The sequence below is a fragment of the Paenibacillus sp. FSL R7-0048 genome (assembly GCF_038004505.1).
In the GTDB taxonomy this organism is placed as follows: domain Bacteria; phylum Bacillota; class Bacilli; order Paenibacillales; family Paenibacillaceae; genus Paenibacillus_AQ; species Paenibacillus_AQ odorifer.
The window spans coordinates 5,640,190-5,662,839 of record NZ_JBBORF010000001.1 but is presented as its reverse complement, the minus strand read 5'-3'; the positions used below and the strand labels follow the sequence as shown (position 1 = coordinate 5,662,839).

Below are 22,650 nucleotides of genomic sequence, written 5' to 3'. Positions count from 1 at the left end.
GAGGAGAAGAAAGGAGGCAGGTGACGTGATTATAACTAAAAACTTAGTTGACCGACGCATAGGGACACACCTGTTGAAGGAGGAAATGCAAGTTGAGTTATGTAAATGGGAAGGATGTGCTCCCCCCTGGCTTGCTCGAAGAGCTTCAGGGATACATCCAAGGTGAACTGCTCTACATCCCTAAGAAGACGGAAGAGCGGGTTCGATGGGGCGAGAACAGCGGTTCGAGGAAAGAAATAGCGAACCGGAACAAGGAAATTTTCAGTTGTCATCGAAGCGGTGATTCCGTAGCGGAACTTCAGAAGAAGTACCATCTATCGGAAGAAAGCATTCGTAAAATCATATCAAAAATGCGGCTGGCAGTAAATTGCTAGCTTGCAATTCAAGCATAAACGCCTCTGGTGTCCTTATAAGGACGGTAAGCGTTATGCGAGAAATCATAAGGATAAAGTGTAGTGTGAAACCTATACTTTCTTATATTTTGAAAAAAGAGCATGGCTCCCGCCTTTCTAAGACGAGATCATGCTCTTTTTATTTTGGCGTAAAATAAGTCTATGCTGATACTGTTACCTTGAACCGGCAGGACATCCTAATCCTTCCCTGTGATATGGTATGATAGAGAGGGATTTACATTGAGCTTTTACAAGAATATAGCAAGGAAGTGGAGTTATGGATTTATTTTCTTTCGGAGAGGACACCGGGGGCGGACGGCTGCTTGCGGACCGGATGAGACCGGAGAATCTTGATGAATATATTGGTCAAGAGCATATCATAGGTCGGGGGAAGCTGCTGCGAAGAGCGATTGAGGCGGATCAAGTCTCTTCGATTTTGCTCTATGGCCCCCCGGGATGCGGCAAGACGACACTCGCGCATATTATTTCTCATCACACGCAAGGAGAGTTCGTACGTCTGAATGCGGTGGAAGCTACCGTGAAGGATGTACGGGAGGTTATTGAGCGAGCTCAGAACAATCAAACATTGTACGGCACTAAGACGATCCTGTTCCTGGACGAGGTGCATCGATTTAATAGCTCACGCCAGGATGCGCTTTTGCCAGCAGTAGAAAAAGGGACTATTACCTTCATTGGAGCGACTACAGAGAACCCGTTCCATTATGTTAATGGGGCGCTTATGAGCCGCTCCACCTTATTTCAGCTGGAGGCATTAACGAGTGAACACAGCTTGATCGCGATGCGCAGAGCCTTGGCGGACAAAGAGAAAGGTCTTGGATTTATGGAGCTTCAGGTCGATGAGGAGGCTTTGTTGCATATTGCAACAATGGCTAATGGAGACATCCGGCGGGCACTAAATGCACTGGAGCTGGCAGCCCTGACTACCGCACCACAAGTTGATGGAAGTGTTCATATCACGCTGGAGGTGGCGGAGGAATCCATTCGGCGCCCCATTGTGAAGGCTGATGAATCTACGCAGTATGATGTGCTATCCGCTTTTCATAAAAGTATTCGCGGTTCCAGCGACGCCGCGTTGTTTTGGTTTCTGTATGCGGTAGAAAAGCTTGGAATGGACCCTATGACTTTTATTCGGCGCCTGATTGCAGCCAGCAGTGAGGATATCGGCTTGGCTAATCCCCAAGCTATGGTTCAAGCGGTGAGTGCGCTGGATGCGTATCGAAACAATGGTTGGCCAGAGGCGAAGCTGAACATTGCCCAAGCTATTCTTTTTGCAGTGGAAAGTCCGAAGTCTAATGCTGTGGTTATGGCTATTTCCAATGCAATGGCAAGTATGGATGAGATCAAATCAGCGGAGGTACCGCTGCATCTGCGTGATACGCACTATAAAGGTGCAACTGCGTTAGGGCATGAAGGATATCAATATCCGCACAATTTTCCGGGGCATTATGTGAAGCAAGAGTATTTGCCTAAGGAGATTTCTCAGCGTGTTTTTTATCAAGCTACTGAGCAAGGCAATGAGATTAAGATTCGTCATAATCAAAAGCTTCGGCGGGAGCAGTGAGCAGCTAGCGACTGTAATACCTTCCAATTTCATGCTGGAAAGCCAAAGATTTTAACTTTCAGTCGAACTAAATAATTCCCAAAAAAAGGCGGCCTAGAGCCGTTTTTTTGTTGCCTACGTTACTTTTAATCACATCGATTGAAAATTTTTTATAGGAAAAGATTGATAATTTACCATAAGTTAATTAAAATGAACTACAAAGTTACGAGATGTTCATTTTTATTTCCGATTGAACTACTGGTAGTATTCTTAACAGTGTTAATTATCATCACATTGGTTATTTCAAAATGTTTCATGAAAATCAACACTATTTATATCAAAATTTACATAATATTTTCATTGTGTTAATTTTGAAATCCTTGTCGTTAGGGTGATGAATATGGGCGAAGAACTACTAGAAATCAAAAATTTGTCGACATCGTTCAGAATTGCAGACGACTATTATGCTGCGGTTGATGATGTTACCCTGTCTGTTCGCAAAAATGAAATTCTGGCTATCGTTGGAGAATCTGGTTCAGGAAAAAGTGCGCTCGCCTTTTCCATTATGGGGCTGCATACCAGAGCCAGAATTGACGGACAAATCAAATACAAGGGCCAGGACATCGTTACTATGTCTCCTGCTGCACTAAACAAGCTGCGCGGCCAAGAAATGTCTATGATTTTTCAAGATCCTTTATCCGCTTTAAACCCGCTAATGATCATCGGTTCACAGATTGAAGAAGTACTTATCCTACATGATTCCAAGCTTTCTAAGAAACAGCGAAAAGAGAAGGTCATTGATCTTTTGACCAAGGTTGGAATTTCCCGTCCCGAGCATACATATCAGCAATACCCCCACGAATTATCCGGTGGCATGAGGCAGCGGGTGGTTATCGCCATTGCGATAGCCAATGGACCCAAGCTTTTGATCGCCGACGAGCCTACCACAGCACTAGATGTGACTATCCAATTACAAATCCTTGAACTTATTAAAAAATTAAAAAACGATATGGAAGCAGGCATTATCTTAATCACTCATGACTTAGGGGTTGTAAGCGAAATGGCTGACCGTGTTGCGGTGATGTATGCCGGACAAATCGTCGAAATCGCAGATATTTTTACGTTGACGTCTAATCCGAAACATCCATATACGAGATCCTTATTAAACTCCATTCCAACGGCAAAAGAAGAAAAATCCAGGTTGCATGTGATTCAGGGGATTGTTCCACCACTGCAAAACCTTCCGCGTAAGGGCTGCCGTTTCTCGGCACGGACGCCTTGGATTCCTGAATCGGAGCATGAGGAGAACCCACAGCTGCATGAAGTCGCACCCGGACATTTCGTTCGCTGCACCTGTTATAACAATTTCCATTTCCCTGATACTAACGAGGAGGCAATCCACAATGGGACTTCTTGAGGTTAAAAATTTAGCAGTACATTTTCCGATCCACGGCGGTGTTTTTCGAAGGGAAGTTGGCGTAGTTAAGGCTGTCGATAATGTTAATTTTACCATTGAAGCTGGGCAAACCTATGGTCTGGTTGGTGAATCTGGTTCCGGAAAGACGACAACGGGTCGCGCGATTATAGGTCTTAATTCTATTACTAGCGGCAGCGTGATTTTTGAAGGGCAAGATTTGGCCTTGAGGGGTGTACGAAAGCAAAGAAATGTCCGCAAAGACATTCAGATGATCTTTCAGGATCCGTACTCTTCCTTAAATCCTAAGAAGCGTGTACTCGATATTATTGCAGAACCGTTGCGTAATTTCGAAAAAATGTCTCCAGGGGAAGAAAAACGCCGGGTGCAGGAATTGCTTTTACAAGTAGGCTTAAGTCCTGAGAACATCCTGAAATATCCGCATGAATTTTCTGGCGGCCAGCGGCAGCGGATCGGAATTGCCAGAGCAATTGCACTCAAGCCAAAACTTATTATTGCTGACGAGCCGGTATCTGCGCTAGATGTCTCAGTACAGGCACAGGTGCTTAACTTCATGCAGGACATTCAAAAAGAGCTGAATCTTACTTTTCTATTTATCAGTCATGATCTCGGGATCATCAGGCATATGTGCGATCATATAGGGATTATGTATAAAGGACGACATGTGGAGCAAGGGACTGCTAAAGATATTTTTGACAATCCTCAGCATATTTATACCAAACGACTCATTGCCGCCATTCCTGATATTGATCCGAAACAGAGAGAAAAGCAGACGGAATTCAGAAAATCAGTAAGCAAGGAATATGAACAAGCGCACCGGAATTATTTTGATGAAGAAGGCATGGCTTATCCATTAAAATCAATTTCCGAGACTCATCTGGTAGCCTTGCCTGAGAAAGGTTGAGAATATGTGGAAGATTATCGTTCGTAGAATTCTTATAATGATCCCTCAAGTAGTTCTATTAAGTATTCTTGTTTTTCTTATGGCGAAGGCGATGCCTGGTGACGCACTCTCAGGAATGCTCGATCCGAATATTGATCCGGCGGCCATTGATGCGATGAGAGAAAAGCTCGGTCTAAATGATCCATGGTACATCCAGTACTGGGATTGGATCACTAAAGCGATACAAGGGGATTTCGGCCAGTCCTTCCGTTTCAAAATGCCGGTCTCAGAGCTAATCGGACAACGCCTGATGAATACCCTTTGGCTGGCGATTGTTACGCTGATTCTTACATACCTTATTGCTATCCCGCTTGGTATTACCAGCGGACGTTATAACGATTCGTGGCTGGATCGCTTGATAACTGGCTATACCTATATTGGATTTGCTGCACCGTTGTTTATTTTTGCACTTTTAATGGTATGGGTTTTCGGATTTCATTTTCATTGGTTTCCTACCAGCGGCAGTGTCAGTCCCGGGGAAGTTCCAGGTACACTAAGTCACTTCTGGAGTAAATTCTATCATCTGCTTCTGCCTGCGCTATCTATGGCGCTAATTGCAACGGTTGGGACCGTACAATATCTGAGAAATGAGATCATTGATACGAAGCAAAAAGATTTCATTCTCACTGCTAGAGCTAAGGGGGCTTCGGAGTCACGCGTATACAATCGTCATATTTTGAGAAACTCCTTGCTGCCGATCGCTGCATTTTTTGGATATGAGATCACTGGGCTAATCGGTGGTACGGTGTTCGTTGAAACGATTTTCAGCTATCCAGGAATGGGTTTGCTGTTTCTAAGTTCGATAACGATTCGGGATTTCAGCGTGGTAACAGCCCTCGTTCTTCTGTATGGGGTTGCTTCCATCGTCGGTGCGTTGTTATCAGACATTATTTTAAGTATCGTAGATCCTCGTATCCGGATTAAATAAGAAGATGAACACTTTGGGGTGAATGAAATGGCAAAGACGAGCGCAGAGATAGCTCTGCTGCAGGAAACTGATAAAAGTCCATCGGGCTTCAAAATTGTTTGGCGGGAGATGGTGCGGGATAAGCTGGCACTGGTCTCATTGATTTTCCTATTTACGATTATTGCTGCTGTATATGGGATCTCCTTATTTTTAGATCAGAAAGAAATTGTCACGGTTGACTTGTTCGCCCTATATGAGAAGCCTTCGGCTGTGCATTGGCTGGGGACTGATTATGGAGGACGGGATGTATTCGGTCAATTAATTATAGGAACACGAAATTCCATGTCTATTGCCTTTATGGTTACATTTTTTACGGGAATTATCGGTATTCTGGTAGGTTTAGTCTCAGGTTACTTTGGGGGAACGGTAGATAATGTCGCGATGCGTATTGTAGATTTCTTCATGATTCTACCTTTTCTAATGATTGTTATTGCTTTTGTCAGCGCAGTTCCTAAATACAATACGTTGACCTTCTCCTTTATCATGACAGCATTTCTTTGGATGGGGATTGCCAGGCTCATTCGTTCCAAGACATTGCAAGAGAAGGAATTGGATTATGTTCAGGCATCTAAGACCCTAGGCTCCTCCAATCTAAAAATTATGTTCACGCAAGTTCTGCCGAACTTAAGCTCAATCATTATCGTAACAATGACCTTGAATCTGGCAGCTAATATTGGATTGGAATCAGGCCTATCCTTTCTAGGTTTTGGTTTTCCAGAAAGTACACCCAGTCTGGGTACTCTAGTAAGCTATGCGAGAAATCCGCAGACTCTTGAGTTCAGATGGTGGATCTGGTTACCCGCATCATTGCTGATCCTGGTATTGATGTTGAGTATAAATAATGTGGGTCAAGCGCTTAAACGTGCGACCGACGCAAGACAAAGAAAAGGATAATAAGGGAGGAAATGATTAAATGAGAAAAGCCATTCGTTCAAAAGCTTTACTAGTTTCATTAATGTTTGTAATGTTGTTCGCTCTTGCGGCTTGCGGCTCCAAGAACAACAACGAAGCGGCTGAATCAACAGCAGCTCCTAATGCCAGCGCACCTGCGGCAACCGCAGAAGCAACGGCCGCGCCTGAGGCAGAAGACGGACTTTATAACATTAAAGATTTCAGTAACGTTAAGACTAACCAAGGTGAAGCTATTGACGGAGGGACAATTACATTTGGACTTGTTTCCGATAGTCCATTTGAAGGCACTTTGAACTGGAACTTCTATTCTGGAGATCCAGATGCTCAAGTTCTGAACTGGTTTGATGAAGGTCTGTTAACTTGGGATAAAGACTATGTTTATACTAATGATGGTGCGGCTACTTATGAAGTTGCAGAAGATGGACGTACCTTTACCTTTACGATTCGCGACAATGTAAACTGGCAGGATGGTAAACCAGTAACAGCTGAAGACTGGTTGTTCGCCCATGAAGTTATTGGTAATCCTGCTTATGATGGTCCTCGTTACGGTTCTGACTTCACTAATATTGAAGGCATGGAGGAGTACCATTCCGGTAAGGCCAAGACCATATCCGGGATTAAAGTGCTGGGTGATAAGAAACTGCAAATTACTTATAAGCAATCTACACCTTCCTTGTTAACGGGTAGCATATGGATTTATCCATTAGCCAAACATATCTTTGGCGGCATGGATGTTGCCAAAATCTCCTCTTCCCCTGAAGTCCGCCAAAAGCCAATTGGCTTCGGAGCTTTTAAAGTAGAGAGTATCGTTCCTGGTGAGTCTGTAGTATTTGTTAAGAATGAAGATTACTGGCGCGGAGCCCCTAAACTGGATAAAGTAATTTTGAAGGTTATCAACCCAACAACGATTGTACAAGAACTGAAATCTGGTGGAGTTGACTTGGTGGATTCCTTCCCTATTGATCAATACCCTGATAATGCAAAGATGTCAAACGTTGAATTCCTGGGTTCGGTTGATCGTGCTTATACGTATATAGGCTTTAAGCTTGGTAAATGGGATGCAACGAAAAAAGAGGTTGTTACCGATCCTAAAGCTAAAATGGCGGATGTGAATCTTCGTAAAGCAATGTGGGCAGCGGTTGACAATGATACTGTTGGTAAAAAGTTCTATAATGGTCTGCGTTGGAATGCGACTACCTTGATTCCACCCTCCCATCCTGAATTCCATGATGCTTCCAATCCAGGTGTAGCTTATGATCCAGAAGCAGCTAAGAAGATCCTGGATGACGCTGGTTACAAACTAAACGGTGAATTTAGAACGAATCCAGATGGCAGCGAGCTGAAGATTAATTTCATTTCGATGACTGGTGGAGACATTGCTGAGCCGTTGGCTCAATATTATGTACAATCCTGGAAAGCGATTGGTCTGAATGTAACTTTGGAGATGGTAGAGTTTAATACTTTCTATGATCGCATAGGTCAAAATGGTGAGGATGATCCTACTGTTGATGTGTACCAAGGCGCTTGGGGTGTAGGGATTGACGTTGACCCATCAGGTCTGTATGGCAAAGATGCAATCTATAACTTCCCGCGTTACTCGAGTGCAGAGAACGATCGTTTGCTCTCCGAAGGGATCTCCGAGGCTGCATTTGATGTAGACAAACGTAAAGAAATCTATAAAGAGTGGCAACAATTTATGGTTGACGAGATTCCAGTATTCCCAACACTTTATCGTGCTGTAATAGTGCCGGTTAATAACCGAGTCCTGAATTATTGGGCTGTTAGTGATGGAGTTGGAATCTATTATAACGACATTGCGGTTTCTGCAGATAAAGCTGCGGTAGCTCAGTAAGAGGGGATTAATGAACAGCAGTTCAAGGAGAGATCCTGAGCTGCTGTTTTTTATTTTTCATCAAATTAACAATAATTCCTATATTTTGTGCATTATTTACTGTAAAAATATAGTGTTTTAATGAAAGATATGGTATATTTTGGGTGAGAGCGAAACTTTCGCTTAAATATAGCTCTTAGAGTGAGGTGAGTGGATGATCGCAATGACGGGTACCTGATTCAAGTGAGGGAGGTGTTACGGGACTGAGGTGTAATCTTTCTTGTGGCATTCACTGAAGAGAGGGGCAGTAGAAATGATCAAGAGGTATAGGAAACAAGGACTGGTGTTCAGTTTGTTGTTTGCGCTTACATTTTGTTCAAATGCTGCATTTCAACCGGCGATAGCAGAGGCAGCGGCCGGAGACTACAACTATGCGGAGGTTCTACAAAAATCTATTTATTTCTACGAAACACAGCGGTCTGGTGAATTGCCAGATAACAATCGGGTGGAATGGCGGGGCGATTCCGGTCTTTTGGACGGGGCGGATGTGGGACATGATCTGACTGGTGGTTGGTACGATGCCGGTGATCACGTTAAATTCGGTTTGCCTATGGCTTATTCTACAACGATGCTGGCGTGGTCAGTTTATGAGTACAAGCAAGGATATGAGGGGTCTGGGCAGCTGGAGGAAATTTTAGACAATATTCGCTGGGCAACCGATTATTTTGTGAAAGCTCATACCGCTCCTAACGAGCTGTGGGGACAAGTTGGTAACGGAACAACCGATCATAATTGGTGGGGACCCGCAGAAGTCATGCAGATGCAGAGACCTTCCTACAAAATTGATGCCACTCATCCCGGATCAGATCTTGCCGCAGAAACAGCTGCAGCGTTAGCTTCAGCATCCATTATTTTCAGGGATACGGATGCCGTATACGCGGACAAGCTGCTGCTGCATGCTAAACAGCTTTACAATTTTGCAGACACTTATCGCGGCTCCTATTCCGACAGCATTACCGACGTCAAACAATATTATAATTCTTGGAGCGGTTACGCGGATGAATTGAGCTGGGGGGCTGTCTGGTTGTATTTGGCGACTAACGATCAGCAGTATCTCAATAAGGCTATTGCAGCAAGCGATCAATGGGGAACGAATCAGGCTGGAAACTGGGGGTATCAGTGGACACAGTCTTGGGACGACAAGCATTATGGCGCTCAATTACTGTTGGCACGAATCACCGGGCAGACCAAGTTCATTCAATCCACTGAACGGAATATGCAGTATTGGACGACTGGAGTTGGTGGAACAAGTGACCGTGTTGCCTATACACCTGGCGGACTAGCCCATCTGGATCAATGGGGCGCATTGCGTTATGCAGCCAATCAGGCTTTTATGGCCTTCGTTTACTCAGACTGGGTGAGCGATCCGGTGAAGAAAGATACGGCGCGCTCTTTCGCGGAGAGACAAATTACGTATATGCTTGGTGACAATCCACGAAACAGCAGTTATGTTATCGGTTTTGGTAACAATTCTCCTCAGCATCCCCATCATCGAACCTCACATGGATCATGGAATGATAGTCAGAGCGTTCCGGTAAATCATCGCCATGTCTTGTACGGAGCGCTAGTTGGAGGCCCGTCCAAAACAGACAGCTACACCGACTCCATTAACGATTATGTCTCGAATGAAGTTGCAACCGATTACAATGCAGCTTTTACAGGAGCTATTGCAAAAATGGTGCTGCTGCATGGACAAGGGCAACAGCCGCTTGCACAATTTCCACCTGCAGAGACACGTGAAGATGAGATGTTTGTCGAAGCCTCTGTGAATGCTAGTGGCAGCAATTTCGTAGAGATTCGAGCATTGCTGAATAACCGTACGGGCTGGCCGGCAAGGGCCAGTAAAGAGATGTCTTTTAACTATTATGTGGATCTTAGTGAAGCGATAGCGGCTGGTTATGGTCCTGAGGATATTACGGTTACAGCGGGAGGCTACAATCAGGGTGGAACGGTGTCTGCACTTCAGCCTTACGATGCAGCTAACCATATCTACTATACTAAGGTTGATTTTACAGGTACTTTGATTTATCCGGGTGGACAATCTGCTCATCGTAAGGAGATTCAATTCCGAATTGCAGCTCCGCTGAACACTAACTTCTGGAATAATGCTAATGATTTTTCATTCCAAGGGGTGGCAGCTCAAGGAGTAACTCCTGTAAAAACAGCGAACATTCCGGTGTTTGATGCAGGTGTACACATGTATGGAGAACTTCCAGCGGGTGGCGGACAACCTGGAGAACCTCAAGTCCCTGCACGTCCGACTAATGTTCAGGCTGTAGCAGGTAATGGAACGGTCCATTTGACTTGGAATGCGATTAGCGGGGTCAGTGAATATACCGTTAAACGCAGTGAAGTGAGTGGAGGCCCGTATACGGTGCTTGAGAATGTCACGGGAACGGATTACATGGATAGTGGACGGGTGAACGGAACCACTTATTATTATGTGATCACTGCCACGAATAGTGTAGGGGAGAGCTTGCCATCTATACAGGTTAGTGCTAAACCCCAAGAACCGACACAGCCCACAACGGGAAATTTGAAGGTGCAATATCGTACGAATGATACGAATGCCAGTGATGGACAGTTGCGCCCTCAGTTCCGAATTATGAATACAGGAACCGAGTTTGTGGCACTTAGCGGCTTGAAGCTGCGTTATTATTTCACTGTGGATGGGGATAAACCACAACAGTTTCATTGTGATTATGCTGTAGTGGGCAGTGGTAATTTAAGCGGCAGTTTTGTTAAGCTGAATCCCGCCAGTACGGGCGCGGATTATTATCTGGAGATTTCTTTTGGTGCAGGGGCTGGAAGTATAGCGCCTGGTGGAGATAGCGGCGAGATTCAGGCTCGCACCAATAAGACGGACTGGACGGCTTATAATGAAACGGATGATTATTCCTACAGCGCGGTTCAGCAGACATTTGCCGATTGGAATAAGGTTACACTTTATCAAGGTGAAACACTTGTATGGGGCTTAGAACCATAAATATATCCAAGAGAGGGAGCTTGCCTAAGATGATGAAATTGAGCTTAATAAAGAAGCCTGTTTCTGTAATAATGGCCGCAGTCCTGTTTCTCTCACTCATGACCGGTCTATTTAATTTTAGACCTCAGACTGCTCACGCTTCAACTACGGAGCAGACGCGATTTCTGCAATTATATGCGCAGCTAAAAGACCCCGCAAATGGTTATTTCTCTGCCGAAGGAGTACCTTATCATGCGGTAGAGACCTTGATGAGTGAAGCCCCTGATTACGGACATATGACGACCTCAGAAGCTTACAGTTATTGGATGTGGCTTGAGGTACTCTATGGTTATCACACAGGGGACTGGACTAAGCTGGAATCAGCTTGGGACAACATGGAGAAATATATCATTCCTATTAACGAAGGTGATGGCAAGGAAGAACAGCCAACCATGAGTTATTACAATCCGAACAGCCCGGCTACGTATGCAGCGGAGCATGCTCAGCCGGATCAGTATCCAAGTCAGCTAGGTGGCCAGTATACAGCAGGTAAAGATCCGCTAGATGCTGAATTGAAGGCGACGTATGGCAACAACCAGACCTACTTGATGCACTGGCTGGTAGACGTGGACAACTGGTACGGCTTCGGCAACTTGCTGAATCCTACGCATACAGCCGCTTATGTGAATACATTCCAACGGGGTGAACAAGAGTCCGTTTGGGAGGCGGTCCCTCACCCGTCTCAAGATGACAAAACGTTCGGAAAAGCAAACGAAGGCTTCATGAGCCTGTTCACAAAAGAAGCTAACGTGCCTTCCGCTCAATGGCGTTACACGAATGCTACAGATGCCGATGCACGGGCAGTGCAAGCAATGTACTGGGCTAAAGAGCTCGGCTACAACAATACAGTGTATTTGAATAAAGCTAAGAAAATGGGCGATTTCCTGCGGTACGGTATGTATGATAAATACTTCCAAAAAGTAGGAAGTGCAGCTACTGACGGCACCCCTGATGCCGGGACTGGCAAAGATTCCAATCAATATCTTCTGGCTTGGTATACCGCATGGGGCGGTGGACTTGGAGCAACAGGAAACTGGGCTTGGAGAATCGGTGCGAGCCATGCCCACCAAGGGTATCAGAATGTCGTGGCTGCCTACGCACTTTCTGATTCGGATGGTGGTCTGATTCCGTCATCAGCTACAGCTGGGCAGGATTGGGAAAACTCTCTGAAACGTCAATTGGAATTTTATACTTGGCTGCAGTCCTCTGAAGGGGCAATTGCCGGTGGAGCGACCAATAGTTATCAAGGCGCCTACAAGGCTTATCCAGCTGGAACCAGTACTTTTTATGGCATGGCCTATGACGAAGCTCCAGTCTACCACGATCCTCCATCCAATAACTGGTTCGGAATGCAGGCATGGAGTGTGGAGCGGGTAGCGGAGCTGTACTATATCCTTGCTTCTAACGGAGACACTACATCTGAAAACTTCCAAATGGCAAAACAAGTTATAGAAAATTGGGTAGATTGGTCTAAAGATTATGCCTTTGCCAACAAACGTCCAGTTACGGATGCAGAAGGTTACTATCTGAACAGCCAAGGAAATCGAATTCTTGGAGGCGCCAATCCACAAGTGGCTACAGTCTCTGCACCAGGAGAATTCTGGATTCCAGGTAATGTGGAATGGACAGGACAACCTAATACGTGGAATGGCTTCAGTGGTTCTGCCGCAAACAGTAACCTGAAAGCCGTAACTAAGAGTCCAAGCCAAGATACAGGTGTACTGGGCAGCTATATTAAGGCACTTACCTTCTATGCGGCTGGCACCAAAGCTGAACATGGCAGCTACAGTACTCTGGGAGGAGAAGCTCAGGTACTGGCTAAATCTTTGTTAGACACGGCATGGGGTTATAACGATGGAATTGGTATTGCAACTACCGAAAGCCGTGCAGATTATTCTCGCTATTTCACTAAAGAAGTCTATTTCCCAAGCGGCTGGACAGGTACATTCGGCCAAGGAAATACGATCCCTGGTACATCAACAGTGCCTTCCGATCCTGCTAAAGGCGGAAATGGGGTATATGCAAGCTATACCGATATCCGTCCAAATATCGTAAATGACTCCAAGTGGCAATATCTGCTGGACAAATACAATACTTCTTTTAATAAAGTGACTAAAACTTGGGACAATGGAGCCCCTGAATTTACCTACCATCGCTTCTGGTCGCAAGTAGATATGGCAACTGCTTATGCAGAATACGATCGACTGATCAACAGCAGCGTGCCTACTGAGCCAGTAGCTCCAAAAGCACCTTCTAAACCAAGTGCGGTCGCTGGTAACCAAGTTGTAGATCTTAGTTGGAACAACGTAACTGGAGCTACAAGCTATACTGTGAAAAGAGCTGCAACAACTGGCGGTCCTTATAGCGATGTGGCTGTTGTCACTCAAGCTACTTACAGTGATGCTTCCGTGGTTAACGGTACGGATTATTACTATGTAGTTAGTGCTTCCAACGTGGTTGGGGAGAGTCCGAATTCCCCTGAGGCACACGCCAAGCCTATGGATGTACCGATTCCGGCACAAGGAGATTTGGTGGTGAAGTATCGGACAAGTGATACCAATCCGGGAGATAATCAGTTCCGCCCGCAGCTGCAAATTGTTAACAATGGGGATACGGCTGTAGCGCTTAGCGATGTAAAGCTGCGGTATTATTACACGATTGATGGCGATAAACCTCAACAATTTAATGTTGACTATGCTAACATCGGTGGAAGTAATATACAGGGAACATTCGTGAAGGTAGACCCTGCCAAAACTGGAGCGGACTATTATTTAGAAATCTCCTTCGGCGCAGGTGCAGGCAGTCTTGCACCGGGAGCCAACACGGGTGATATCCAGATCCGGGTCAACAAAACGGACTGGAGTAATTACAACGAGGTTGGAGACTACTCTTATGACCCTACCAAAACATCGTACACGGAATGGAATCATGTGCCGTTGTACTTGAATGGTGCTCTAGCATGGGGACTTGAGCCTTAAAGTCTAAATGAGGGAAGCCCTAGCCATTTGGCTGGGGCTTTTTTTGTTATTGGCTGGTTAGCGACTGCACTGCGACTAATTGTGGCTTCATGTCCATTTTAATTGTATTTCCTACAACTAAAATAGGCTCTAGCCGCGCCAACGTAATTTAATTGCACTTCATACAACTATTTATCAGTATATGGATACTTATTGAGATATAAGCTCAGTTTAACTGTACAATGTGCAACTAAAACCCAAAAAGAAATAAAAAAGCACGAAATAGCTGTATTAAATACAACTATTTCGTGCTTTTGGTATGTTAGTTAGATATTGTGAGTTACTACGAATACTTGTAGATCAAGCTTTTATAGAAGCTTGGTTTACATTCACACTTGTGCTGAAGGAACAACCTTCTCCGCGTATTCTATCGTTCCGCCGCCGAGACATTGCTCACCGAGATAGAAGACAACGGCTTGACCAGGGGTGATCGCTTTTTGTGGAACATCAAAGGTTACATTAATCGTTCCATCTTCACGCGCTGTAAGGGTCACGCCTTGATCTGGCTGGCGATACCGGAATTTGGCGGTGCATTTCAGCGGCTCTTGCCCAAGCGCTTGACCGTCAATCCAGTTAACACCGGAAGCAATCAGGCTAGTGGAGTACAGGCTGTGGTGCTTGTCTCCTTGTACTACATAAAGAATGTTGCGGCTAAGATCTTTTTCAGCTACAAACCACGGTTCGCCGTTGCCAGAGCCACCAATACCAAGGCCTTGGCGTTGGCCTAACGTGTAATACATAAGTCCGTCATGGCGGCCTTTGATCTCTCCAGTTACTATGTCAACCATATCGCCAGCTTGTGCCGGGAGATATTGGCTGAGGAATTCGCGGAAGTTGCGCTCGCCGATAAAGCAGACGCCTGTGCTATCTTTTTTCTTGGCAGTGTAAAGTCCTGCTTCTTCAGCAATTCTCCGCACTTCAGGTTTCGGCAGATGTCCAATAGGGAACATTGTTTTAGAGAGTTGATGTTGCCCCAGTGCATTCAGGAAATAGGTTTGATCCTTATTGTTGTCTACGCCGCGGAGCAGCTTGTACACACCATCTTCTTCTATAACACGTGCGTAATGTCCAGTTGCGACATAATCGGCACCAAGCTGAAGAGCTTTGTTCAAAAATTCTCCAAACTTAATCTCGCGGTTGCACATGACGTCAGGATTTGGCGTCCGGCCGGCCTTATATTCATCGAGAAAATAAGAAAATACCTTATCAAAGTATTCCTTCTCGAAATTAACGGTATAGTAAGGAATATCAATCTGCTCGCATACGCGGCGAACATCCTCTGCATCGCTTTCGGCCGTACATACTCCGAATTCGTCGGTATCGTCCCAGTTCTTCATGAAGATGCCGATGACGTCATAGCCCTGCTGCTTGAGCAGAAGCGCCGTGACGGAGGAATCGACCCCTCCGGACATGCCGACGACGACACGGGTGTCTTGTTTTGCTTTTGTCATCGTAATCACCATTTCTGTACCCAAAATACCGGTCATTCATGGAACACCCGGCTCAAAATGTATTATAACATACCTGTCTACTCTAAACCTCTGAAATAAGAGACTGGAAACAACAAAATGTCCACCTGGGGTGAACATTCTCGTAAAATGTTTTGTTTTCCATTTCATTTGTGACTTCGGATATGATAACATAAACTGAGAGTAATTATCGGAATACCTTGATATGACAATCCAAATGACTTGCCGAATCAATAGTATACAATAATCAGACATTAAACTGAAAGAGGTGCCCCTTTGAAAATATCAACTAAAGGTCGTTACGGACTAACAATTATGATGGAGCTTGCACTGAAATTTGGTGAAGGACCAACTTCACTTAAGAGTATCGCTGAGAAAAATGGTCTTTCCGAGCATTATCTGGAGCAACTAATTGCTCCTCTGCGCAATGCAGGACTTGTAAAAAGTATTCGTGGAGCATATGGCGGATACATTTTGTCGCGTGAGGCGAATGCTATCACTGCCGGTGATATCATCCGTGTGCTGGAGGGCCCTATCTCTCCTGTAGACTTCACGGAAGAGGACGATGCAGCGAAACGGGATTTATGGTTGCGTATTCGCGACAGTATTGCCGATGTGCTGGATTCCACAACACTTTATGATTTGATTAACTACAAAGAAGAGAGTTTGGCTGACAATTACATGTTTTATATTTAGATCTCCAATGAAAGATAACTCAACAGTATTATGAATCAACCTTTAGGCTCCCATTTGGGAGTCTTTTTTTATCTTTTATTATCTGTGATTCTATTTGTTCTTACGTTTATTAAGGAGCGCAATCCAGCAGCAAAAGGCTCCGATGAACGCTGCGAGAATCGGTATCCATTGATTAGTAGTCAAGTAAGCACCTCTACAGTACTTATAATTCTTTCGTCATAAAAACACTATAGGGGTCTTCAATGTAATCTGCAAACGGACTACAGTATTCAAACCCATATTGTTCATATAGTTTTCTAGCCGCTTTGAACCCTTCAGTGGATCCGGTTTCCAAGCTCAGCCGCCGATAGCCTTGTTGCTTAGCTTCTTTAATAATATGGGCAAGCATTTTAGATGCAATGCCCTTCCTAAGATGCTTGGTAGAAGTACGCATGGATTTGATTTCACCATGATGGCTACCCATGTCTTTAAGAGCACCGCAACCTAAGAGTTCGCCCTGCTCCCAGGCACTCCAGAAGGTGATTTCAGGTGTTTTTAATTTATCTAAATTCAACGCATGTACACTCTCTGGGGGAGATTGCTCAAACATGCTCTGAAGATGTTCACTGATCAATGCTATGATTTCGGTTCCGGTTAAGTTATCGATTCTAATCTCCAAATTATTCACTCCCAATGATAAGATTATGGTTTGTTGTATAAATCAAGTTTCTTTAGCGGAGTTCGCTATTAATGTTGTAGCAATCGGTCCAAGACTTTCTGTGTAAGTGGCATAAAGTAATTAAGAATTAATCCGCCTAAACAAATGGTAAGTAGAGTGCCAATCCCAATAGGCCCATTGAAAATAATGGCGGCAAATAAGAAAACAAGATAAATGATTGTTCTAGTAAATAGTATACTAAGCCTAGTTATCGTTTGCAGTACTAATGTTAGCCGGTCCACTGGAATCGGTGCGAAATTTGCGTATAAATAAATGGATGTACCTAATCCAATTGCGATTAAGCCTAAACCATAAAAAGCAATTTTACTGATCCACAGATTAGGCTCGATCAGATGGTTAAACAAAAAAAGCCACATATCAATACCTAAGCCTGCTATGAATGCAGTTACCAGCCCTAATAATTCCGGTCTTTGCTTGGATAAACATGAATTACATCCAATCAATAGGCATGCGATCAGCACTTCCCAACTGCCTACTGTAAGACCGACATTTTTGGATAGACCCACTAAAAGTGCATCAAAAGGTGATGCTCCAAGGTCAGAGATTATTGTTAGTGAAACGCCTAGGGTTAAGATGAAAATCCCGCAAGTGAAAATGGAAAACGTAGTTACACTAAACTTCTTCATTCTTTTGAAGCAGAAAGATCTTTAGTCATTAAAAGATGAGGGATGCCATCCTCCATAAATTCAGTAGATGAAGCCCGATAACCAAGTTTTTTATAGAAGCCCTCCGCCTGAGTTTGCCCGTGCAATTTAACTTTTTGATGTCCCTTTTCCACCACGATCTCTTCTAATGCCGAAATAATTTTTTTCCCAATTCCAAATTTACGATAAGGTTCTAGGATGCAAATACGCTCTAACTTACCTATACCATTAAGAACGCGGATCCTTCCTGTGGCAACTGGTTGCCCATCATAATAGGCCAGGACATGTTCACATTCTCCATTCAGTGTATCGAATTCATCAAATTCATCATTAAGGGGAACGCCTTGTTCCTCAACAAATACTTTTTTTCTGATTGAAAATGCAGCTTCAAGTTCCTCGATTAGTGTAATTCTTTTAAGATTCATTCTTGCTTACTCCATTCTGTATTTGTTTTTTTTAGGAAAAACGTCATAATGAATTAACGACAATTATAAGTATATATACAATCAATATTGTTGTAAATACAACATTATTGGAACTGGTAGGTGATTGAATGAAAGAGATCCTTCGTGAAGTTGGAATGATAGCGAGGGCATTAGATTCCATAAGTAATATAGAGTTCAAGGAATTAGAGCTTACAAAGGGGCAGTATTTATATCTGGTCCGGATATATGAGAATCCGGGCATTATTCAAGAAAAGCTGTCGGAAATGATAAAGGTGGACCGAACAACAGCAGCACGTGCGATTCAGAAGCTTGAAATCCAAGGTTTTATTGAAAAGAAAGACGATGAAACGAACAAAAAAATAAAAAGGTTATTCACAACTGAAAAAGGCAAACAAGCCTACTCTTTTCTGAAGAGAGAAGGGGACCATACCGACTTGGTTGCGTTAGCAGGATTATCTGAAAAAGAAACGGAAGTCTTGTTTCAACTTTTGCAAAGAGTTAGGAAAAATGTTGAGGTTGAGTGGGAGTACGTAAAGAAGGGAAATAAAAGAGAGTACTAAAATCAGAAATTGTTATTGAACTAACCCAACACGATCGCAAGAAAAAATGCCTTGCTAGTGATTATACTGGCAAGGCATTTTAATGAGATGATTCATATATCAACGGAGCCGTGGAACGTGCGGAGCGGAGAATAAAAAAAGAACACCCTAAAGTGTTCATTAAGGTTAATTAATGTTAATTATTGTGCTGCGGGGGTATTTCCCATTGCAATAGAAATTCTGTTCCAACTGTTGATTTGATTAATAATCAGCACAAGATCAACATATTGTTTCTCATCGTAATGTTCACGTACTTGTTTATATAGCTCATCCGGAACTCTTTTGGAAGGGATCAGCGTAATATGCTCAGCTAGTTCTAGAGCAACCTTCTCTTCAGGTGTATAAAAAGTACATTCCTCCCAAACATTTAAACAATAAATTCGTTGTTCGGTTTCACCCATTTTACGAGCTTCGGATGTATGCATATCTATGCAGAAAGCACATCCGTTAATTTGAGAAACTCTGATTTTGATAAGTTCTCTTGTAGTCCGATTAATCGTAGATTTTTTGGTGTACATCTCCATATCCATCATGATTTTCATACCCTCAGGTGCAACTTCATTGTAAGCAACTCTTTGACTCATTAGGCAAGACTCCTTAGGCTTTAGTTTAGGAATAGTATAACTTTATTTTAACACTATTATTCTTTATATGCGAACATTTGTACTTATTTTTTTATTTATAAGAAGGCAGAAATCACCCGTCGACATATCCTCAAAGCGGAACGGAAATGATATCAATATAATCTTCTACCTGTCTAATTGGCTGTTATTCCACGAGTTTCCCCTTCCTCTTGCCTCACAACTATCGGCTTCCTGGTGAATAAGTTGATAGAAACCAAGAGGAGGAGTGAGGAAATGCCTTATACAACAGGTCTTATTACAAATACAAGAGCAACTGGTACTGCAGCAAGTAATGTAGTAGTCAGTGTTCGTAACACAAGTAATGCGAGTGCAATGATGATCGTCGAAGTTTTTGGTGTTCCATATTCGATGCCAGCTCTTACTCCGCTTTATGTCACAGGGTATTACGTTCCTGCAAAGAGTTCTGATATTAGAGAGTTTTTCATTGGGGGCAATTTGGCTTACGAGGTACAAATTAGTAGTCCTTTTCCTTTGGCAGAAGTAGTTACCTCCGTGTATGGGCTGGACGAGTTCGGAAATCTAGTTACTGATCAGCGAGTGCTTCAATCTGAATTGACGCAGATTACGGCATTATCTATCCCTATATAATAGTAACGTTTAGACCATTAAGCAGCAGTCGCTGAAAGAAATAGGGCGATTGCTGCTTTTTTAGGCGCAATAAAGTATTTTAGGGGCATTCACACAATCATATGAGAGGAATCAAAATATACTGATTTTATACTCCAATGTAGAGAGAGGTAAAAATCATGGCGGATGTAGGAGTAGTTATGCCTGTGTATACCCAAAAGCCGGAGTTTCTGCGGCAAGCTCTGCAGTCTGTTCTACACCAATCTTTTACCAATTTTCGGCTGGTTGTTGTGATCGATGGAGCACCAGATATGGAACCGCTCGTGAGATCCATTATTGTCGAAGATCCGAGGGTAACGGTTATCTCTTACGCACAGAACAGGGGTATAGCACATGCACTGAATACTGGCTTTGATCTTTTGTTTAGTGAGCCCAGTATTCAATATTTGAGTTGGGTTTCCAGCGACAATGTTTATGAACCCCGTTTCCTCGAAATCCTTCGGGGGGCGCTAGTTAGAGGTCCACAGGAGTTAGGCATCGTGTTCAGTTCTTTTCAAAGCATCGATAACGAGGGAAAGTTTCTTCACAACGAACATCAATTGGCTACGCAGCGTAATTATCAGTCACAGCCCAAAGAGAGATTGCTGGATTATTCGCTCATTGGCGTATCTTTTATGTACAAAACACAGATTGCGAAGCTTGTTGGAGCTTATGGAATGGAACCGGTGGAAGATTATGATTACTGGCTGAGACTGGCTGAACATTGTGAGATTCGCTTTATACCGGTGGAACTGGTGAATTATCGTGTAGATTCTACCTTTAGTGTATCTGCCCAGTTACATTCGGTTGAAAATCATCGTAGATGGAGATATGCCTATCATTTGACCCGCCATCAGGCGCGGTTTCGCAGAGGGATTCCGGCGATGATTACCGTTTTATATCCTGTAGTGAATGCTTGTGCGGATGAAATAACGAGGATAGAGAATCTGTACGAACAAACGTATAGCAATTATGAATGCCGGGTGCTGGATTTATCAACTACACGTCAGCCATCAGCTCTATTGGAAACCATACCTCATCCTGCGACAGCGTTCGCTTGGCTGCCTGGGGCTGTGGAGTCACACGCGATTTGCAGTGCTATTGAGCAGCTATCCACCCCATTTACGATAGTTTTAGGTCCAAAGGTTTTTATAGGAGCGCTCGATATTGAGTACATGCTGGAAGCTTTGATTACTACGGGTGGGGATACGATTTCCAACTACTACACGGATGATCATAGCTTGATTGGATTTCGACACAGACATGTCCCCTCGACCAAAAGCCACTATTATAATGAGCTGTTTCGCAGCGCGGATTTGTATGATTTGTTGAAGACCTCTTTTACCTAAAATAATTTGCGAATGAGTGATCATGATGAAGATTTTGTTCACTTTTTATAACCCGAGTGGTGGTATGCAAACTCTGAACCGAGTTCGCTGCCAAGCGTTATATGCTCGCGGTGTAGAGTGCCATTTACTGTATACACACCATGGAAAAGGACAGCAGAATATCCGTAACATTCAAACGCATATTACCAATAGTGATGACGAGATCAGGGCAATGCTTGCTCGGGAAGCTTTTGACTTAATTGTAGTGTGTACGGATATTAACTTAGCAGAGCGGATTCGAGAGTTTGGGTATAAAGGGGCGCTTGTTTTTGAAGTGCAGGGTTTAGGTACCTTAGATGAAGCTGAGCAGGTCGTTAATAATTTTACAGAGCGCATTTACAGGCTCACCGATGCACTGCTGTATCCGGAAACAACCCATTTGCAGGCGCTTTTCAAAGGCGGATTTCCAACCATTCCACAATATTGTTTTGATGATCCGATCGATTGCGATCAGTTTGGATATACCAATTATCCCGCGAAAAGTTTCCCTATCCTCGGTTGGGTAGGACGCATTCAAACGAATAAGAATTGGCGGGAATTTCTGCAAATCGGGCAAAGGCTGCTGACGATCCATCCCGAGCTTTATTTATGGATTTTTCAGGATGATACGTTGTTTGATCCAGAGCAAAAAGAAAGCTTTGATCAATTTGTAGCTGAGACAGGGATTTCTTCACGATTAATTTCGTATTCCAATATTCCTCATGAGCAAATGGCAGATTATATGAGCATTATTGGTGATTCGGGAGGGTTGCTCCTTTCGACCTCAATTTTGGAAGGATTTGGATACGCGGTTGCTGAGGCGATGTTGTGCCGTTGTCCTGTACTTACTACAGATTCAGACGGCGTTCGAAGACTCGTCATTAACAATCACACTGGAAAAATATACACGAGAGGGCAGCTGGATGAAGCTGTGAATGCTGCTCTATCCTTAATGGATGATCCGGCACTGCGGGCCAGAATCAGGATGAATGGAGAATGGCATATCCGGACTAACCTGTCCTCCGAGCTGTATGCAGACAGATTTCTACAGATGTATCATCAATTGATGGGACGTAGAATTCAAATTGAGCGGCGCTGGTCTTAACTCTGCGGTTAATCTGCAGGGTTAAGATGTTTTTTCATGGATTAACAACGAGGTCAGAATTAGTGTCAATAAAAGGGTGACAATCATTCCCACCATTTGAATAATATTGTTATAGGGATCAGGGAGAGTGACATAAGAAAAGATAACCTCTTTTAATATAAAGAACAGAATTCTAAATAAACTCAGAAATACTAACCCTGCTACGATCCACTT

The 22,650-nt window shown here is 43.7% G+C and carries 19 protein-coding genes; 14 read left to right on the top strand and 5 right to left on the bottom strand.

The window, feature by feature from the left end:
• The first annotated feature begins 92 nt into the window (after nt 1-92).
• The 9 genes from NSQ91_RS25115 (at nt 93) to NSQ91_RS25075 (ending at nt 14,104) form a co-directional block, all read left to right on the top strand.
• Nucleotides 93-374, top strand: coding sequence for a CD3324 family protein (locus NSQ91_RS25115; RefSeq protein ID WP_076129667.1), 282 nt, complete (start codon nt 93-95; stop codon nt 372-374).
• Between the two features lie 295 nt (nt 375-669).
• Nucleotides 670-1,974 (top strand): replication-associated recombination protein A, encoded by a 1,305-nt coding sequence (locus NSQ91_RS25110; protein ID WP_076129668.1) that lies wholly within the window; start codon nt 670-672, stop codon nt 1,972-1,974.
• A 379-nt stretch (nt 1,975-2,353) separates the two neighbouring features.
• Nucleotides 2,354-3,370 carry an ABC transporter ATP-binding protein gene (locus NSQ91_RS25105; RefSeq protein ID WP_076129669.1) on the top strand — a complete coding sequence of 339 codons (1,017 nt, stop codon included), beginning with the start codon at nt 2,354-2,356 and terminating at the stop codon, nt 3,368-3,370.
• Nucleotides 3,357-4,292, top strand: coding sequence for an ABC transporter ATP-binding protein (locus NSQ91_RS25100; protein ID WP_036677615.1), 936 nt, complete (start codon nt 3,357-3,359; stop codon nt 4,290-4,292). Before NSQ91_RS25105 ends, NSQ91_RS25100 begins: the two co-directional genes overlap by 14 nt.
• A gap of 4 nt (nt 4,293-4,296) precedes the next feature.
• Entirely contained in the window at nt 4,297-5,259 is a 963-nt protein-coding gene (opp4B, locus tag NSQ91_RS25095) for an oligopeptide ABC transporter permease (RefSeq protein ID WP_036677612.1), read from the top strand.
• A gap of 27 nt (nt 5,260-5,286) precedes the next feature.
• Complete coding sequence (locus tag NSQ91_RS25090) at nt 5,287-6,192, top strand: ABC transporter permease (RefSeq protein ID WP_076129671.1); 906 nt, start codon at nt 5,287-5,289, stop codon at nt 6,190-6,192.
• Nucleotides 6,193-6,211: 19 nt separating this feature from the next.
• On the top strand, nt 6,212-8,062 hold the full coding sequence (locus tag NSQ91_RS25085) for an oligopeptide ABC transporter substrate-binding protein (protein ID WP_340920360.1): 1,851 nt from the start codon (nt 6,212-6,214) through the stop codon (nt 8,060-8,062).
• 292 nt (nt 8,063-8,354) lie between these two features.
• Nucleotides 8,355-11,087: a glycoside hydrolase family 9 protein gene (locus tag NSQ91_RS25080; RefSeq protein ID WP_340920357.1), complete on the top strand. Its 2,733-nt coding sequence runs from the start codon at nt 8,355-8,357 to the stop codon at nt 11,085-11,087.
• 32 nt (nt 11,088-11,119) lie between these two features.
• Nucleotides 11,120-14,104: a glycoside hydrolase family 48 protein gene (locus NSQ91_RS25075; RefSeq protein WP_081387886.1), complete on the top strand. Its 2,985-nt coding sequence runs from the start codon at nt 11,120-11,122 to the stop codon at nt 14,102-14,104.
• 368 nt (nt 14,105-14,472) lie between these two features.
• Here the strand turns inward: NSQ91_RS25075 and mnmA are convergent, their stop codons facing one another.
• On the bottom strand, nt 14,473-15,594 hold the full coding sequence (mnmA, locus tag NSQ91_RS25070) for a tRNA 2-thiouridine(34) synthase MnmA (protein ID WP_076193287.1): 1,122 nt from the start codon (nt 15,592-15,594) through the stop codon (nt 14,473-14,475).
• A gap of 294 nt (nt 15,595-15,888) precedes the next feature.
• On the opposite strand from mnmA, the gene cymR reads away from it, so the two are divergent.
• On the top strand, nt 15,889-16,308 hold the full coding sequence (gene cymR / locus NSQ91_RS25065; RefSeq protein ID WP_036677599.1) for a cysteine metabolism transcriptional regulator CymR: 420 nt from the start codon (nt 15,889-15,891) through the stop codon (nt 16,306-16,308).
• Nucleotides 16,309-16,510: 202 nt separating this feature from the next.
• Here the strand turns inward: cymR and NSQ91_RS25060 are convergent, their stop codons facing one another.
• The 3 genes from NSQ91_RS25060 to NSQ91_RS25050 form a co-directional block, all read right to left on the bottom strand.
• Nucleotides 16,511-16,966 carry a GNAT family N-acetyltransferase gene (locus NSQ91_RS25060; protein ID WP_076304253.1) on the bottom strand — a complete coding sequence of 152 codons (456 nt, stop codon included), beginning with the start codon at nt 16,964-16,966 and terminating at the stop codon, nt 16,511-16,513.
• Between the two features lie 68 nt (nt 16,967-17,034).
• Nucleotides 17,035-17,652, bottom strand: a complete 618-nt coding sequence (locus NSQ91_RS25055; protein WP_076179369.1) for a YczE/YyaS/YitT family protein — start codon at nt 17,650-17,652, stop codon at nt 17,035-17,037.
• Complete coding sequence (locus NSQ91_RS25050) at nt 17,649-18,095, bottom strand: GNAT family N-acetyltransferase (protein ID WP_076304254.1); 447 nt, start codon at nt 18,093-18,095, stop codon at nt 17,649-17,651. Before NSQ91_RS25050 ends, NSQ91_RS25055 begins: the two co-directional genes overlap by 4 nt.
• A gap of 128 nt (nt 18,096-18,223) precedes the next feature.
• Between NSQ91_RS25050 and NSQ91_RS25045 the strand changes: the two genes are divergently transcribed.
• A complete protein-coding gene (locus tag NSQ91_RS25045; protein ID WP_076105880.1) occupies nt 18,224-18,676 on the top strand; it encodes a MarR family winged helix-turn-helix transcriptional regulator in 453 nt (150 codons plus the stop codon).
• A 179-nt stretch (nt 18,677-18,855) separates the two neighbouring features.
• Here the strand turns inward: NSQ91_RS25045 and NSQ91_RS25040 are convergent, their stop codons facing one another.
• On the bottom strand, nt 18,856-19,299 hold the full coding sequence (locus NSQ91_RS25040) for a carboxymuconolactone decarboxylase family protein (RefSeq protein ID WP_076179371.1): 444 nt from the start codon (nt 19,297-19,299) through the stop codon (nt 18,856-18,858).
• Nucleotides 19,300-19,572: 273 nt separating this feature from the next.
• On the opposite strand from NSQ91_RS25040, the gene NSQ91_RS25035 reads away from it, so the two are divergent.
• From NSQ91_RS25035 to NSQ91_RS25025, 3 genes are all read left to right on the top strand, one after another.
• On the top strand, nt 19,573-19,947 hold the full coding sequence (locus NSQ91_RS25035; protein WP_076129677.1) for a hypothetical protein: 375 nt from the start codon (nt 19,573-19,575) through the stop codon (nt 19,945-19,947).
• Between the two features lie 158 nt (nt 19,948-20,105).
• Nucleotides 20,106-21,314, top strand: a complete 1,209-nt coding sequence (locus NSQ91_RS25030; protein WP_076185497.1) for a glycosyltransferase family 2 protein — start codon at nt 20,106-20,108, stop codon at nt 21,312-21,314.
• 22 nt (nt 21,315-21,336) lie between these two features.
• Entirely contained in the window at nt 21,337-22,437 is a 1,101-nt protein-coding gene (locus NSQ91_RS25025; protein ID WP_254847650.1) for a glycosyltransferase family 4 protein, read from the top strand.
• Nucleotides 22,438-22,650 lie beyond the last annotated feature (213 nt).

Excerpts from the sequence above, each read along its gene's own strand:
- NSQ91_RS25110 (WP_076129668.1), top strand. The coding sequence starts at position 670 with ATGGATTTATTTTCTTTCGGAGAGGACACCGGGGGCGGACGGCTGCTT.
- NSQ91_RS25105 (WP_076129669.1), top strand. The coding sequence starts at position 2,354 with ATGGGCGAAGAACTACTAGAAATCAAAAATTTGTCGACATCGTTCAGA.
- NSQ91_RS25100 (WP_036677615.1), top strand. The coding sequence starts at position 3,357 with ATGGGACTTCTTGAGGTTAAAAATTTAGCAGTACATTTTCCGATCCAC.
- opp4B (WP_036677612.1), top strand. The coding sequence starts at position 4,297 with ATGTGGAAGATTATCGTTCGTAGAATTCTTATAATGATCCCTCAAGTA.
- NSQ91_RS25090 (WP_076129671.1), top strand. The coding sequence starts at position 5,287 with ATGGCAAAGACGAGCGCAGAGATAGCTCTGCTGCAGGAAACTGATAAA.
- NSQ91_RS25085 (WP_340920360.1), top strand. The coding sequence starts at position 6,212 with ATGAGAAAAGCCATTCGTTCAAAAGCTTTACTAGTTTCATTAATGTTT.
- NSQ91_RS25080 (WP_340920357.1), top strand. The coding sequence starts at position 8,355 with ATGATCAAGAGGTATAGGAAACAAGGACTGGTGTTCAGTTTGTTGTTT.
- NSQ91_RS25075 (WP_081387886.1), top strand. The coding sequence starts at position 11,120 with ATGAAATTGAGCTTAATAAAGAAGCCTGTTTCTGTAATAATGGCCGCA.
- mnmA (WP_076193287.1), bottom strand. The coding sequence starts at position 15,594 with ATGACAAAAGCAAAACAAGACACCCGTGTCGTCGTCGGCATGTCCGGA.
- NSQ91_RS25055 (WP_076179369.1), bottom strand. The coding sequence starts at position 17,652 with ATGAAGAAGTTTAGTGTAACTACGTTTTCCATTTTCACTTGCGGGATT.
- NSQ91_RS25050 (WP_076304254.1), bottom strand. The coding sequence starts at position 18,095 with ATGAATCTTAAAAGAATTACACTAATCGAGGAACTTGAAGCTGCATTT.
- NSQ91_RS25045 (WP_076105880.1), top strand. The coding sequence starts at position 18,224 with ATGAAAGAGATCCTTCGTGAAGTTGGAATGATAGCGAGGGCATTAGAT.
- NSQ91_RS25040 (WP_076179371.1), bottom strand. The coding sequence starts at position 19,299 with ATGAGTCAAAGAGTTGCTTACAATGAAGTTGCACCTGAGGGTATGAAA.
- NSQ91_RS25035 (WP_076129677.1), top strand. The coding sequence starts at position 19,573 with ATGCCTTATACAACAGGTCTTATTACAAATACAAGAGCAACTGGTACT.
- NSQ91_RS25030 (WP_076185497.1), top strand. The coding sequence starts at position 20,106 with ATGGCGGATGTAGGAGTAGTTATGCCTGTGTATACCCAAAAGCCGGAG.
- NSQ91_RS25025 (WP_254847650.1), top strand. The coding sequence starts at position 21,337 with ATGATGAAGATTTTGTTCACTTTTTATAACCCGAGTGGTGGTATGCAA.